The sequence below is a fragment of the Kribbella sp. NPDC049227 genome (genome assembly GCF_043197265.1).
In the GTDB taxonomy this organism is placed as follows: Bacteria; Actinomycetota; Actinomycetes; order Propionibacteriales; family Kribbellaceae; genus Kribbella.
On sequence record NZ_JBICST010000010.1, the window covers coordinates 174616 to 189114 of the forward strand.

11 protein-coding genes are annotated in these 14499 nt (G+C 68.2%); all 11 read left to right on the forward strand.

From position 1 onward, the window contains the following. The 11 genes from ACGFH6_RS40240 to ACGFH6_RS40290 all read left to right on the forward strand — a co-directional run bounded on the left by ACGFH6_RS40240 (position 1) and on the right by ACGFH6_RS40290 (position 14496). Positions 1-1989 (forward strand): ABC transporter substrate-binding protein, encoded by a 1989-nt coding sequence (locus ACGFH6_RS40240; RefSeq protein ID WP_393395582.1) that lies wholly within the window; start codon positions 1-3, stop codon positions 1987-1989. Further along, entirely contained in the window at positions 1989-2987 is a 999-nt protein-coding gene (locus tag ACGFH6_RS40245) for an ABC transporter permease (RefSeq protein WP_393395585.1), read from the forward strand. Before ACGFH6_RS40240 ends, ACGFH6_RS40245 begins: the two co-directional genes overlap by 1 nt. A gap of 5 nt (positions 2988-2992) precedes the next feature. Then, entirely contained in the window at positions 2993-4087 is a 1095-nt protein-coding gene (locus ACGFH6_RS40250; RefSeq protein ID WP_393395588.1) for an ABC transporter permease, read from the forward strand. 10 nt (positions 4088-4097) lie between these two features. Further along, positions 4098-5099 carry an ABC transporter ATP-binding protein gene (locus tag ACGFH6_RS40255; protein ID WP_393395592.1) on the forward strand — a complete coding sequence of 334 codons (1002 nt, stop codon included), beginning with the start codon at positions 4098-4100 and terminating at the stop codon, positions 5097-5099. Then, complete coding sequence (locus ACGFH6_RS40260; RefSeq protein WP_393395595.1) at positions 5096-6103, forward strand: ABC transporter ATP-binding protein; 1008 nt, start codon at positions 5096-5098, stop codon at positions 6101-6103. The genes ACGFH6_RS40255 and ACGFH6_RS40260 overlap by 4 nt, the downstream gene beginning before the upstream one ends. A gap of 11 nt (positions 6104-6114) precedes the next feature. Next, positions 6115-7656, forward strand: a complete 1542-nt coding sequence (locus ACGFH6_RS40265; protein ID WP_393395598.1) for an ABC transporter substrate-binding protein — start codon at positions 6115-6117, stop codon at positions 7654-7656. Continuing rightward, positions 7650-8717 (forward strand): exo-alpha-sialidase, encoded by a 1068-nt coding sequence (locus ACGFH6_RS40270; protein WP_393395601.1) that lies wholly within the window; start codon positions 7650-7652, stop codon positions 8715-8717. The genes ACGFH6_RS40265 and ACGFH6_RS40270 overlap by 7 nt, the downstream gene beginning before the upstream one ends. Then, positions 8714-10114: a DUF5060 domain-containing protein gene (locus tag ACGFH6_RS40275; RefSeq protein ID WP_393395605.1), complete on the forward strand. Its 1401-nt coding sequence runs from the start codon at positions 8714-8716 to the stop codon at positions 10112-10114. The genes ACGFH6_RS40270 and ACGFH6_RS40275 overlap by 4 nt, the downstream gene beginning before the upstream one ends. Then, on the forward strand, positions 10111-11319 hold the full coding sequence (locus tag ACGFH6_RS40280; protein WP_393395608.1) for a DUF5605 domain-containing protein: 1209 nt from the start codon (positions 10111-10113) through the stop codon (positions 11317-11319). Before ACGFH6_RS40275 ends, ACGFH6_RS40280 begins: the two co-directional genes overlap by 4 nt. 161 nt (positions 11320-11480) lie before the next feature. Next, positions 11481-13385: a hypothetical protein gene (locus ACGFH6_RS40285; protein WP_393395611.1), complete on the forward strand. Its 1905-nt coding sequence runs from the start codon at positions 11481-11483 to the stop codon at positions 13383-13385. Continuing rightward, positions 13378-14496 carry a glycoside hydrolase family 28 protein gene (locus ACGFH6_RS40290; RefSeq protein WP_393395614.1) on the forward strand — a complete coding sequence of 373 codons (1119 nt, stop codon included), beginning with the start codon at positions 13378-13380 and terminating at the stop codon, positions 14494-14496. Before ACGFH6_RS40285 ends, ACGFH6_RS40290 begins: the two co-directional genes overlap by 8 nt. The last annotated feature ends 3 nt before the right edge of the window (positions 14497-14499 follow it).

Sequence of the window (14499 nt, forward strand, 5' to 3'; positions counted from 1 at the left end):
ATGTCCCGAGAGCAACGAACGATCGGCCGGCGCCGGCTCCTGCAAGGTGGCCTGGGTCTGCTGGCAGTGGCGACAGTCCCTGGCTGCGGCTTCTTCGACACCAAGCCGGCCGGCTCCGGTGCGCAGGTCGCCGCGGCCGGCGAGAAGGAGTCGCCGATGCTGAAAGCCCTGGTGGACAAGGGTTCCCTGCCACCGTTGGAGCAGCGGCTGCCGAAGAACCCACCGGTGATCAAGCCACTGGAAGGCAAGGCGCAGTACGGCGGCACCTGGCGCTCGGCCATGCTGACCCAGGAGGACACCCAGTGGCTGTGGAACGGCCTGGCGTACGAACCGCTGGTCCGCTGGAAGTCTGACAAGACCGGCAAACCGGGGTACGACGAGATCGAGGCGAACACCGCCGAGTACACGGTCGATGCCGACAGCAAGGAGATCACCTTCACGCTGCGCGAGGGCCTCAAGTGGTCCGACGGCAAGCCGTGCACCGCGGACGACCTGCTGTTCACGCTGCTCGAGGTGCAGTGCGACACGGGGTTGCACCCGGACGGCATCTACGACGCCTTCGCCTCGCCCGACACCGGCAAACTCGCCAAGATCGAGAAGGTCGACGACCGGACCGTCAAGCTCACCTACACCGCGCCGCAGCCGTCGCTGCTCAGCCAGATCGCCGACGGCATCTTCCTGCGCGAGGGTGCCTACGGGATGCTGCTGCCGAAGCACTACTTCCAGCAGTTCCACCTCAAGTACAACAAGAATGCGAACGCGCTCGCGAAGAAGGCGGGCGTCGGCAGCTGGACCGACCTGTTCGCGCAGAAGCAGAACCCCTGGACGAACCCCGACCAGCCGACGCTCGCGCCGTGGAAGGTCACCACCGCGCTGGGCAAGGGCTCCGCGGTCACCCTGACCCGGAACCCGTACTACTGGAAGGTCGACGACCAGGGCCGGCAGCTGCCGTACATCGACGCCTGCCGGGTCGAGGTGGTCCAGGACGCCCAGGTCGAGCTGCTCAAGGTGATGAACGGCGAGTTCGGCATGCAGTACCGCAACTTCGGTACGCCGCAGAACAAGCCGGTGGTGGCGCAGAACCGCGAGAAGGGCGGCTACCGGATCTTCGAGGTGCCGACCCAGCTCACCAACACGATGCTGATCGGCATCAACCAGACGCACAAGGACCCGGTGAAGCGGGCCCTGTTCGCGAACAAGGAGTTCCGGATCGGGCTGTCGTACGCGATCAACCGCAAGGAGATCATCGACGCCGTGTACGCCGGCCAGGGGGAGCCCTGGCAGGGTGCTCCGCCGAAGGACTCGCCGTACTACAACGAGCAACTGGCCACGCAGTACCTGGAGTTCGACGTGGCCAAGGCGAACCAGCACCTCGACGCCGCCGGGCTGACGAAGAAGGCGGCCGACGGACGGCGGCTGGGCGCGGACGGCAAGCCGGTATCGGTGACCGTGCTGGTGAGCGAGTCGTTCCCGGATCACGTCGAGGCGATCGAGTTCGTCAAGAAGCGCTGGCTCGCGGTCGGGGTCGAACTGCGGACGCAGGCCGTCAGCGAGGACCTCTACAAGGAGCGGGTCAAGGCCAACGACCACGACGCCGGCACCTGGACCAGTGGCACCTTCGTGCTCCCGACCGGCACCGGCGGTGACCACTACTGGGTGCCGACCAACGACGGCAGCGCCCGGTACGGCGTCGGCTGGGCCCAGTGGTACCAGACTCACGGCAAGGAAGGCATCACGCCGCCGCCCGAGGTGCAGAAGCAACTCGACCTGTTCACCAAGGCCCGGCAGGAGCCGGACCCTGCGAAGACGCTCGACCTCGGCAAGCAGGTGCTGCAGATCGCGGCCGACCAGTTCTACTACATCGGCACCAGCAGCGTCCCGAACACCTACGGCGTCGTGAAGAACGACTTCCACAACGTCCCGGACCAGATGATCGAGGCAGTTGCCCCCGGCATCGTCCACCCCGAACAGTTCTCGATCGGGGCATAATGCTGCGCTTCCTCGTCCGGCGGCTGCTGTGGATGGCGGTGACGCTGGCGGCCATCTCGTTCGTCACGTTCGTCGTCATCAAGCTGCCGCCGGGCGACTACACCTCGACGGTGATCGCCAATGCCGAGGCCCGCGGCCAGGACATCCCGGACTCGCAGATCGCCGAGCTGAAACGGCACTACGGGCTGGACAAGCCGTTCATGGTCCAGTACCTGACCTGGATCTCCGGCGTGGTGCTGCATGGCGACCTCGGCCAGTCGTTCGCGTGGAACCAGTCGGTGGCCAGCCTGATCGGCAACCGGGTGCTGCTGTCGATGGTGCTGTCGATCGCGAGCCTGCTGTTCGTCTGGGCGATCGCGTTCCCGATCGGCATCTACAGCGCCCTGCGGCAGTACTCGCCCGGCGACTACGTCGCGTCGTTCCTCGGCTTCATCGGGATGGCCGTGCCGGAGTTCATGCTCGCGCTGGTGATGATGTACGTCGGCTTCCGGTACTTCGGCCAGAGCGTCGGCGGACTGTTCTCACCGGAGTACGCCGATGCCGCGTGGAACCTGGGCAAACTGCTCGACCTGGTCTCGCACCTGTGGATCCCGATCGTCGTGGTCGGCGTGGCCGGCACCGCCGGGCTGATCCGGATCACCCGGGCCAACCTGCTCGACGAGTTGCACAAGCCGTACGTCGCGACCGCGCGGGCCAAGGGACTGCCGGAGTGGAAGCTGTTGCTCAAGTACCCGGTCCGGATGTCGCTCAGCCCGTTCTTCAGCACGGTCGGCTGGTTGCTGCCGGGCCTGATCAGCGGCGAGACGATCGTGTCGGTCGTGATGAGCCTGCCGACCAGCGGTCCGCTGCTGCTCGGTGCGGTGAAGAGCCAGGACATGTACCTGGTCGGCAGCTTCGTGCTGATCCTCAGCACGCTGACGGTGATCGGCACGATGCTCAGCGACCTCGCGCTGGCCTGGTGGGATCCGCGGATCCGCGCCCGGTTCCAGAAGGGATAGGCCGGATGCTCCAGCAGAATGCTGCACCGCAGACCACGGTCTCGCAGACCCAGTGGCGGTTGATGTGGCGGCAGTTCCGCCGGCACAAACTCGCCCTGATCGGTCTGATCGTCCTGGTGCCGATCTACTTCGTCGCGGCCTTCGGGGGGTTCTTCGCGCCGTCCGGCAGCGACACCGCCCACACGTCGCTGCCGTACGCGCCGCCGCAGCGGCTGAACGTGTCGACCGAGCACGGCCTGTTCGTCTACGGCTTCTCGTCCACCCGCAACGACGAGACGTTCGAGCAGACCTTCACCGTCGACAAGTCGAAGATCATCGACGTCGGGCTGTTCGTGCACGGCGACGAGTACAAGATCCTCGGGGTGATCCCGTCCGACATCCACCTGATCGGCCCGACCACGGCGAGCGAACCGTTCTTCCTGCTCGGGGCCGACCAGTCCGGCCGGGACCTGCTGTCCCGGCTGATCCTCGGCGCGCGGGTCTCGCTGTCGATCGGCCTGGTCGGGGTGTTCGCCAGCTTCCTGCTCGGCATGCTGATCGGCGGCATCTCCGGGTACCTGGGCGGCCGGGTCGACAACGCGATCCAGCGGGTCATCGAGTTCATCATGTCGATCCCGACGCTGCCGCTGTGGATGGCCTTGTCGGCTGCCCTGCCGGGCAGTTGGGGACCGTTGACCCGGTACTTCGCGATCACGGTGATCCTCTCGCTGATCGGCTGGACCGGATTGGCGCGCGATGTGCGGGGCCGGTTCCTCAGCCTGCGCGAGGAGGACTTCGTGATGGCCGCGCGGCTGGACGGTGTCGGCCGCGGCGGGATCATCTTCGGCCACATGGTGCCGTCGTTCGCCAGCCACATCATCGCGTCGGTGTCGATGGCGGTGCCGCGGATGATCCTCGGCGAGACCAGCCTGTCGTTCCTCGGCCTCGGTCTGCAGCCGCCGGCGGTGAGCTGGGGCGTTCTGCTCGAGGGCGCGCAGAACATCCGGGCCGTCGCCACCGCTCCCTGGCTGCTGACCCCGGGCCTCGCGGTCGTGGTCGTCGTACTGGCCATGAACTTCGTCGGCGACGGTCTCCGTGACGCCGCGGATCCCTACAAGTAGGAGGACTCCGATGGCTATGCCTTTGCTGGAGGTCCGGGACCTCAGGACTCACTTCGAGCTCGAGGACGGTGTGGTCAAGGCCGTCGACGGTGTCGACCTGACCGTACGGCGTGGTCGCACGCTGGCCGTGGTCGGTGAATCAGGCTGTGGCAAGAGCGTCACCGCACGGTCGATCCTGCGCCTGGTGGAACGCCCGGCCCGGATCGTCGGCGGCGAGGTGCTGCTGTACGGCGACGAGTCCGCGGGCGACCCGGAGGATCTGCTCGCCGCGAAGGACCGGCGGCTGCGGCAGGTGCGGTGGGCCGACATCGCGATGGTGTTCCAGGAGCCGATGGCGTCGCTCAGCCTGGTGCACACCATCGGCGACCAGATCGTCGAGGCGATCCGGCTGCACGAGAACGTCAGCAAGGCCGTGGCTCGCGAACGAGCGGTCGAGTTCCTCGGCCGGGTCGGCATCCCGGACCCGAACCGCCGGGTCGACTCGTACCCGTTCGAGCTCAGCGGCGGCATGCGGCAACGCGCGATGATCGCGATGGCCTTGTCGTGCCGGCCGCGGCTGCTGATCGCGGACGAGCCGACCACCGCGCTCGACGTGACCACGCAGGCCCAGATCCTCGATCTGCTGCAGGATCTCCAGGAGGAGTTCGGCATGGCGATCATGCTGATCACGCACGACCTGGGTGTTGCCGCACAGGTCGCCGACGAGGTCGCGGTGATGTATCTCGGCGAGGTCGTCGAGCACGGTCCGGCCACCTCGGTGCTGACCGATCCCAAGCACCCGTACACCCAGGCGCTGGTGCGCTCGGTGCCGCGGCTCGGGCAACGGGGTCGGGACCGGCTGGCCGCCGTACGGGGGAGTGTGCCGCCGCCGTACGAACGGCCCTCGGGATGCCGGTTCCATCCGCGCTGCGACGCGTTCATGGCCGGCAAGTGCGACGAGATCGTGCCCCTGCGGGTGCGGTCCGGCGACATCGACGTCGCCTGCCTGCTGTACGGCGAGGAGGACCGATGAACCTGTTGACGACCGAAGGCCTGACCATGCATTTCCCGCTGCACAGCGGGTTCTTCGGAGGCAACCGCGGCGTGGTGAAGGCTGTCGACGGAGTCGACCTGTCGATCCGGGCCGGCCGGACGCTCGGCCTGGTGGGCGAGTCGGGCTGCGGGAAGACGACGCTCGGCCGCTGCATCGTGCGCGCCTACGAACCGACGTCGGGCAGCATCATGTTCGACGGCGTCGATCTGGCTCCGCTCACCGAGAAGCAACTGAAGCCGTACCGCGCGCAGGTGCGGCTGATCTTCCAGGACCCGCACTCCTCACTCAATCCGCGCAAGACCCTGCGCGACATCATCGCCGAGCCGTTGCGGGTGCACGGCGGCGGCAGTCGCGACGAGATCGACGACAAGGTCGGCGCGCTGCTGCGTCGCGTCGGGCTGCGAGCTGAATACGCGCACCGCTACCCGCACGCGTTCAGCGGCGGTGAGCGGCAGCGCGTGGTGATCGCGCGGGCGCTGGCGACGGACCCGCGGCTGGTCGTCGCGGACGAGGCGGTCAGCGCACTCGACGTGTCGGTCCGGGCCCAGATCCTCAACCTGCTGAAGGACCTGCAGGAGGAGTCCGGCCTCACCTACCTGTTCGTCTCCCACGACCTCGGCATCGTCGAGCACGTCGCCGACGACGTCGCCGTGATGTACGTCGGCAAGCTCGTCGAGAGCGCGTCGACCGAAGAGCTCTACACCAAGCCCCTGCATCCCTACACCGAGGCGCTGCTGAGCGCCGTCCCGGATCCCGATCCGGCCTCGCGCGGACAGCGGTCGCGGATCGTCCTGCGCGGCGAGATCGCGGACCCGTCCAAGGTGCCGGCCGGCTGCCCGTTCCATCCACGGTGCGGGTACGCCGAAGCGCGGTGCCGCACCGAAGTACCTCAGCTGCGCGAGGTCGGCGGCCGGCGGGTCGCCTGTCACCTCGCCGAACAGCTGGATCTGAAGGGCGTCCTCGCGGACGCCACCGCCCCTTAGAAAGGCTCACCATGTCCGACACCCAGCACACTCCCGGCAGCAGTCCGGAGGACAAGACCCCCGGGTTGTCCCGGCGCGGCTTCGTCCGGAACACCGCCCTGATCGGCGGCCTCGCCGCCCTCGGCGGTGCACTCCAGGCAGCCCCGGCGGCGGCCAGTTCGACCACCGCCACCCCTCGCGCCGGGGCCCGGTCCGCGGCCGGCACCGTCGAGATCCCGAACAAGTACGGCAAGCCCTTCTCCGTCGACGACGACGAGGTGTTCGTCTTCGCGGTCAACTTCAAGCCGTTCGAACTCGGCGGCGACGACGACGGCCGCGAGGCGACCCGGTACTTCGACGCCGTGTTCGGCGACGCGATCCGGGCCAAGTTCCCCGAGGTGAAGCTGAAGTACGCCACCTGGGACTACCCGATCCGCTACGAGGACATCGCCAAGGCCGGCCGGGTGCCGGACCTGATCATCGACGACCCGCGGACCCGGATCGACCGCGACCTCGAGCCACTCGGCTGGGTCCAGGACATGACGTCGATGGTGCAGCAGGGCGGAATCGACCTGTCCGCGCTGAACCTCGGCTCGGTCGAGCTGGTGAAATCACGCTCCGACGGCGGCCTGTACGGCGTACCGCTGTTCATCGACGAGCACGTGCTGCTCTACAACAAGCAGATCTTCGACAAGTTCGGCGTCCGCTACCCGCGCGCCGGGTCGACGTACGACGAGATCTACAAGATCGCCAAGCGGCTGACCCAGCAGGACGGGATCCACCACTACAAGGGCTTCATGCAGCACCCGGACAACTACCTGGCGCTGAACCAGCTCGGTCTGTACCCGTTCGTCCCCGGCGACAGCGAGCAGCCCGCCCCCGAGGACATCAAGGTGAGCCTGACCACCACGGAGTGGAAGCGGGTCGCCGACAACATGCACCGCTTCCTGATGCTGCCGGGCAACGGCTTCACCACGGTGGACGACTTCTTCAAGGGCGACATGAGCTTCCCGGGCCACCTGGCGATGGCGGTCCACACGCTGTCGAAGCTGAACGCCTACGCGCTGAGCTCGCTGTACGTCGAGGAGGACGACGCGGCCGACTACGCCGAGTGGGCCAAGAGCGTGAGCATCGGCGTCACCTCGATGCCGGTGCTGTCGCGTGGCTCGACCGCGATCTACCAGCCGAACGCCCGGGCGGCGTTCATCCCGCCGCAGTCGCAGCATCAGGCCGAGTCTCTCGACATCCTCAAGTACCTGGTGTCGGAGGAGGCGCAGACGCGGCTCTCGTCGTACGGCGTCAAGGCGGTGCGGCAGACGGATGCGGTCGTGAACGCGTTCGGTACGGCGATTCCGGAGCTGCAGGGGATCGATACCTCGGGCGTGTACTGGGGTGACAACGCGGTGGTGAAGAACTACCAGAACACCGAGTACTGGGACATCCCGCTCTACAAGGTGTTCCGGCAGCACGTGCTGATCGACGGCATGGACGTCGACTCGGCGCTGCAGGTGGCCGAGCACCAGGACATCCCCGACTACATCAAGGCGCAGGTCGCCGCCGGACTCACATGGTGATCGATCCACGCTTCGACGGTCGCCTCCGGGACGGCGTGGCGCTCCTGCCGACGCTTCACCCGGGCGACAGTCACGCGGCGACCCTGGTCGAGACTCAGGCCGGTGATCTGTTGTGCGCCTGGTTCAACGGGCCGGGGGAGGGGGAGCCGGACACGAGGATCGTCTTGTCCCGGCTCCCCGCCGGCTCGGACACCTGGACGGTGCCGGTGCCGATGTCGTCGGACCCGGACCGATCCGAGCAGAACCCGGTGCTGTTCGTCGCGCCGTCCGGTGAGGTGTGGCTGCTGCACACCTCGAACGAGCCGCACGACCAGAGCACATCCCGGGTGCTGCGCCGCGTCTCGCGCGACGGCGGGCTGACCTGGGGGCCGAGCGACGTCCTGTTCGGCCACCCGGGCAGCTTCGTCCGCAACCCGATCGTTGTCCTGAGCAACGGTGATTGGTTGCTTCCGGCCTACGACTGCGACCGGAACGGCGAGACGACGGTCGTCCAGCTGAGCGGCGACCGGGGACGCGGCTGGACGAAGGTCGACATCCCATCGGGACTGGGCCAGGTGCAGCTGAGTGCGGTCGAGGTCGCGCCGGGCGAGCTGCTCGGGTACTTCCGCAGTCGTGCGGCGGACCGGATCCACCGGTCCGTGTCGAAGGACAGCGGCCGGACCTGGTCGGCGCCGGAGCGGACCGCGTTGCCGAACAACAACTCGGCGATCCAGGTGCTGCGGTTGGCCGACGGCCGGCTCGTGCTCGTGTTCAACGACTCGTCGGCCGAGCGGGACCAGTTCCGCTGGGTGCCCGACGGGAAGGGCGGCGTACGGCGGAAGACGCTGCGGACTCCGCTGACACTGGCGCTGTCCGAGGACGACGGCGCGTCCTGGCCGTACTGGCGGAACCTGCAGGTGCAGGACGAGGAGTACCGCGACAACGAGTTCGGGTACTCGTACCCGACCTTGTTGCAGACCCGGGACGGCCGGCTGCACGTCGCGTACTCGTACCTGCGCAAGACCATCAAGCACGTGATCCTGACGCCCGACTGGATCGAGGCGGGAGACCGACTGCCATGACTGTGGAGCGGTGGGGAGTGCACGAGCTCACCCTGACCGGACCGGCCGACGGGAACCCGTTCGCCGACGTCGAGTTCCGGGTCGCCTACCGGTACCGGAACCGGGTGCTGACGGTGGACGGCTTCTACGACGGCGACGGGGTGTACCGGGCTCGGTTCAGCCCGGACCGGGAAGGGGAGTGGACGTACGTCACGAGCAGCTCCGCACCCGAGCTCGACGGTCATCGCGGTACCTTGCTGTGCGTCCCGCCCGGCCCGGGCAACCACGGGCCGGTCGGGGTGCGCGGCGCCCATCATTTCGCGTACGCCGACGGCAGCCGGTACGACTGCATCGGGACCACCTGCTACCACTGGACGTACCAGTCCAAGGATCTGCAGGAGCTGACGCTCGCATCGTTGCGGTCGGCACCTTTCGACAAGGTGCGGATGTGCCTGCTGCCGACCGACGGCATGCGCCCGGAGCGGACGCCGTTCGCGGGGTCCACGCCGGGGTCGGTCGACGTCAGCCGCTTCGATCCGGCGTTCTTCGCCGACTTCGAGGCGCGGGTCGCCGACCTGCAGTCGCTGGGGATCCAGGCCGATCTGATCCTGTTCCACCCTTACGACCGCGGGGTCTGGGGGTTCGACCGGATGACGGCCGCGGAGGATGCGGCGTACCTGCGGTATGTGGTCGCGCGGCTGGCGGCGTACCGGAACGTCTGGTGGTCGCTGTCGAACGAGTACGACTTCAACCGGGAGAAGACGATCGCGGACTGGGATCGCTTGCTGCAGTTGGTGCAGCGGTACGACCCGTACCAGCGGCTGCGGTCGATCCACAACGGGACCAAGATGTACGAGGTCTTCACACCGTACGACTTCGGCAAGCCGTGGATCACCCACCAGAGCGTGCAGCACTGGGACGGCGCCGAGGTCGCCGCGTGGCGGGCATGTCCGAAGCCGGTCGTGATCGACGAGATCGGTTACGAGGGCAACGCCGGACGCCGGTGGGGGAATCTCACGGCGGACGAGATGGTGCACCGCTTCTGGCAGGGCATGACAGCTGGCGGGTACGTCGGCCACGGCGAATCGTTCGTCGATCGCGAGACGCGAGCGTGGATCTCGGTCGGCGGGCGGCTGTACGGGGAGAGCCCGGCGCGGATCGCGTTCCTTCGCTCGGTGTTCGCCGAGCTGCCGCGGCTGCCTTCCGGCGAACTCGATCCTGAGCACTGCGTCCTGCACTACCTGGGCGACCGTCAACCGTCGGCCGTCGAGCTGGACCTTCCGTCCGGCGATCCGTTCCACTTCGACCTGATCGACACGCGGGCGCTGATCATCACGCCTGTCGCCGGTTCGTACTCCGGCTCCTGTCGCATCCCGCTCCCAACTCACCCCTACCTAGTCCTGCGAGGCACTCGATGACCGAGGTTGAACGCTGGGGCGTACTCGAGGTGCAGGTCGACGGCCCGGTCTCGACGGTGTTCCGGCACGAGTCCGGCGAGTCCGCCTACGCGGAGTCCTTCCAGGCCGACGACCGCTGGCTCATCCGCTTCATGCCCAGTCTGGAAGGCACCTGGCACTACGCGCCGCCGGGCACCACCGTCGCCCCGCACACGTTCACCTGCACCCCGGCGACGTCGTCCGGGCCGATCCGCTCGTCCGGCACCACTTTGCGGCGTGCCGACGGGACGGCCTACCACCCCCTCACCACCACCTGGTTCGACCAAGGGGCCGACGACCGTTGGGCCGAGGCATGCCGTGCTCTGGCCGCCTCACCCTTCACCCGCGTCCGCCTACTTGCCCGCTCCGGTTGGGGCGACCGCCTCGATCGTCAGGTCCGCGACTTGCTCGCGGCTGGCGTCGACGCCGAGATCCTCTTGCCCTCCGACGAGCCGGCGATCCGCCACCTGGTCAACCGGCTGGCTGCTTACCGCAACGTCACCTGGTGCCTATCTGCCACCCCGGCCGCCCGCTACCTGGCCGAGCTGATCGCGGAATGCGACTCCAGCAACCACCTGATCGCCATCCACGCAGCACCAGAAGCCGTGGACCCCGGTCCACCGTGGTTCACCCACCTCAGCGTGCCGCTCGAGAACCTGCGTGGTGTCTCGGCCCTCCGCCGCGACTACGCCAAGCCCGTCCTCGTCGACGCCTGCGGCTACGAGGGCGACGGCACCACGCCAGCGACCAGCCTCAGACCGGAAGAGCTGCTCACCCGCATCTGGGAGGGAACCGTCCGAGGCGCCCACGTCACCCATGGCGAGTGGTACGTCGGCTCCGACGGCGGACCGTGGTCGGCGGGCGGAATCCGCCCGACCGGTGTGGTCGCGCAGCGGCTGCGCCTGCTCCGGGAGGTCCTGGACGAGCTGCCCGACGGAGTGGAGCCCATCGACGACTACCGGGACGCTCCGACGCTCGCCGTACCTGGCAGCTACTACCTGCAGTACCTCGGCGAGCACCAGTTCCCCGAGCGCACCTTCACTCTTCCCGCCGGCAGCTACCAGGTCGACATCCTCGACGTCTGGAACCACACCGTCCGCCGCACCCACGAGACAGTCACCGACACCCTCACTGTCCGCCTCCCTGGCACCCAGTACCAGGCCATCCAGATCCGCCGGGCCTCCTGATGCCAGCCCTCACGTCCGGCCCTCGCACCGCTGAACTCCGCCGAACCTCTGACGGAGTAGTCCTCCACCTAGGCTCCGTCGACGCCAGTACGCCGTACCTGGAACGCCCGGTCGCCAAGCTGCTGACGTGCTCATCCGGGCGACCATGGCAGCCCAACGTGATGCAGACGGAGGGTTGGTGGATCTCGCGGCGGCCGGGTGAGCATCGGGCCGGCTGCCGCACCGGACCCGTCGCGGTCGAGATCCGGCTGTCCTTCGACGCGGTCGATCGGCTTGACCTGGAGCTCCGGTGGCGCAACACCGGCCAACGGCGGTTGGGCGATCTGGCTGTCGGGCTGATGCTCGACCTGGGCCGCGTCACCGACAGCCAGCTGACCGTCCCCGGACTGATCTACAACGACAACCCGTCGGCGGACCCGGCACGCGCCGTACCCCGGATCGGTCCAGAGCCCGGCGGGGGCTTCGTCGCCGAGGAGGACCGGCTTCCGATCCCCGGCGTGAACCTGGAGTGGCGGGCCGGTCGCGAACGCCGTTGGCTGAGCGTCTTCTCCCGCCCAGAGCCTCGGCGATCCGGCGACGGGCAGGTCCGCTACGGCTCGCTGGGAGTCGTCCGCCAGGAAGGGCCCGTCATCGCGGCGCTGAGCGGCGTACTGATGTTCGACGGCAAGCAGGACGTCCGGTACGTCAGCAAGGCCGAGACGGAGTCGACCGAGGACGGCTACCTGACGTTGCGGCCGGGTGAGGAGTACGTGCAGCGGCTTGTCCTCGACTGGGGACCGCAGGAGTATCGCGGGCACGCCTTCCGCGAGCTCGTCCGGACCGGCCGTTCACTCTTCACCGAGCCCGGCGCGCACCCGCTCGGCCTGGATGACGTCGTCGCGCGCAAGACCATTGCCTTGGACAACAGGTGGTACCGGGACGGGACAGTGGCCGGGTACACCAAGTTCAGCGACGTCGTCGGCAACGGCCCGGCGAAAGCACGGCACTTCATGTACGGCTGGACCGGCCAGGCACTGAAGCTCGCCTGGTGCGACGCCCGGGTCGGCTTCGAGACCGGCGAGCGGACCAGGATCGACCGCTGCCGCGCGGCCGTCGAGTTCTACCTCGCCGGCAGCTCGACACGAACGCCCGGGCTGCGGCACAACGCGTACCAGGTCGGCAGCCGCCGCTGGACCAGCTTCCGCAGCGGCGGCCGCGCGATGGTCTCGAGCCGCGCGTACGGCGAGACGATCGCGGACCTGGCGGAGATCATCACACTGTTCCGCGCCGAGGGTGAGCCGGTACCGCCTTCCTGGCCGGATGCGCTCGCCGGGGGACTGAAGTTCCTGCGCGGCGCGCTGCTCCCGGACGGCACGTTCCCGATCGGATGGCGTCTCGACGGCAAACCCGCCGCGTCCACACTGTCCGCGGCCGGCATACCGTGTGTGCTGGCGACGCTCAAGGCGTCCGTCGTCCTCGGGGACGACTGGCTGTTGTCGGAGGCAACGACGTGGCTGACTCGGTATCACGGGCAGCACGCGCGGACTTTCGACCGCCCGTTCGCGCGCTCCACCCTCGACGCCGCCTGCGAGGACAAGGAGGCGGGGATGTACTACTTCCTCGCCGCCTACGAGTTGTTCCGCCTGACGGGGGACGACCTCTACGCGCGGTGGGCCGAGGTCGCTGCCGACTGGCTCCTCACCTGGGTCTACGTCTGGTCGCCCGAACTGGACCTCGACTCTCCGCTGCGAGCGGCCGGCTTCAACGCGATCGGCTGGCCGGCCGTCAGCGTCCAGAACCATCACCTGGACGCGTTCTTCCCGACGTACGAACTCCTGGACTTCGGCCTCACCACGAACCGCCCCGACCTGGCCGGCGCGGCCCGCACCACGATGGGTGCCATGAGCCAAGGCATCTCTGCCGGCCCTGGTGACTGGGGCTTCCAGATCCCTGGCGAACAAGGCGAAGCGTTCTTCCAGACCCACTGGCAGCGCCGAGGCCACAGCAACACCTGGAACCCCTCCTGGGTGATCGCCGTCCCGCTCGCCAACGCCCTCCGCATCCGCTCCCTGGAGTCACATGACTGACCACGTCATCACGGAGTACGGCGCCCGCCCGGACCAGGACTGCACAGAAGCCATCGAACGTGCCATCAAGGCGTGCGAGCTGACCGGTGGCCGGGTCGTGGTGCCCGCCGGCCTGTTCCTCACCGGCCCGATCCGGCTGCGGAACAATGTGGAGCTCCAGGTATCGGCCGGAGCGACCTTGCGGTTCTCGACCGAGCGTTCGGCGTACCCGATGGTCCGCACTCGGTGGCAGGGGATCGAATGCTGGAGCTACTCGCCACTGATCTACGCGTACGACGAGGTGAACGTCGCGGTGACCGGGACCGGGACACTGGACGGTGGTGCTAGCTCGGACAACTGGTGGCGGGACACCAAGCCGGTCGACGACTGGAACCGGCTGCTGCGAATGGTGGACGACGGCGTACCGGTCGACGAGCGGGTGTTTCCACCTGGGCACGGATTCCGGCCGAGCTTCATCCAGCCGCACAGCTGCCGGCGGGTGCGGATCGAGGACGTACGGATCGTGAACGCGCCGATGTGGGTGGTGCATCCGGTGTTCTGCACCGATGTACTCGTCCGCGGCATCACCATCGACAGCCGCGGCCCGAACAACGACGGCTGCAACCCCGACTCCTGCCAGGATGTCGTGATCACCGGCTGCTCCTTCGACACCGGCGACGACTGCATCGCGATCAAGTCCGGCCGCGACGCCGACGGCCGCCGCGTCGCCCGCCCGTCGGCGAACATCCTGGTCGAGTCCTGCCGCTTCGGCACCGGCCACGGCGCCCTCACCATCGGCAGCGAAACCTCCGGCGGCATCCACACCATCCACGCCCGAGACCTCCACATCACCGGCCCCGCCATCGACCACGCCCTCCGCATCAAGACCAGCCCCCACCGCGGCGGCCTCATCGAGCACATCACCCTCCGAGACACCCAAGTCGACTCCGTCACCACCTCCGCCATCCACATCACCACCAACCACGCCACCCCCACCCCACCACCGACCCCCTTCCCCCCAACCATCCGCCACATCACCATCACCAACCTCCAGGTCCACTCCGCACCCCGAACCCTCGACATCCACGACACCCCCACCTCCCCGGTCTCCGATCTACACCTGCTCCCGTAAGTA

Excerpts from the sequence above, each read along its gene's own strand:
- ACGFH6_RS40250 (WP_393395588.1), top strand. The coding sequence starts at position 2,993 with ATGCTCCAGCAGAATGCTGCACCGCAGACCACGGTCTCGCAGACCCAG.
- ACGFH6_RS40270 (WP_393395601.1), top strand. The coding sequence starts at position 7,650 with ATGGTGATCGATCCACGCTTCGACGGTCGCCTCCGGGACGGCGTGGCG.
- ACGFH6_RS40275 (WP_393395605.1), top strand. The coding sequence starts at position 8,714 with ATGACTGTGGAGCGGTGGGGAGTGCACGAGCTCACCCTGACCGGACCG.
- ACGFH6_RS40260 (WP_393395595.1), top strand. The coding sequence starts at position 5,096 with ATGAACCTGTTGACGACCGAAGGCCTGACCATGCATTTCCCGCTGCAC.
- ACGFH6_RS40280 (WP_393395608.1), top strand. The coding sequence starts at position 10,111 with ATGACCGAGGTTGAACGCTGGGGCGTACTCGAGGTGCAGGTCGACGGC.
- ACGFH6_RS40255 (WP_393395592.1), top strand. The coding sequence starts at position 4,098 with ATGGCTATGCCTTTGCTGGAGGTCCGGGACCTCAGGACTCACTTCGAG.
- ACGFH6_RS40285 (WP_393395611.1), top strand. The coding sequence starts at position 11,481 with ATGCAGACGGAGGGTTGGTGGATCTCGCGGCGGCCGGGTGAGCATCGG.
- ACGFH6_RS40290 (WP_393395614.1), top strand. The coding sequence starts at position 13,378 with ATGACTGACCACGTCATCACGGAGTACGGCGCCCGCCCGGACCAGGAC.
- ACGFH6_RS40265 (WP_393395598.1), top strand. The coding sequence starts at position 6,115 with ATGTCCGACACCCAGCACACTCCCGGCAGCAGTCCGGAGGACAAGACC.
- ACGFH6_RS40240 (WP_393395582.1), top strand. The coding sequence starts at position 1 with ATGTCCCGAGAGCAACGAACGATCGGCCGGCGCCGGCTCCTGCAAGGT.
- ACGFH6_RS40245 (WP_393395585.1), top strand. The coding sequence starts at position 1,989 with ATGCTGCGCTTCCTCGTCCGGCGGCTGCTGTGGATGGCGGTGACGCTG.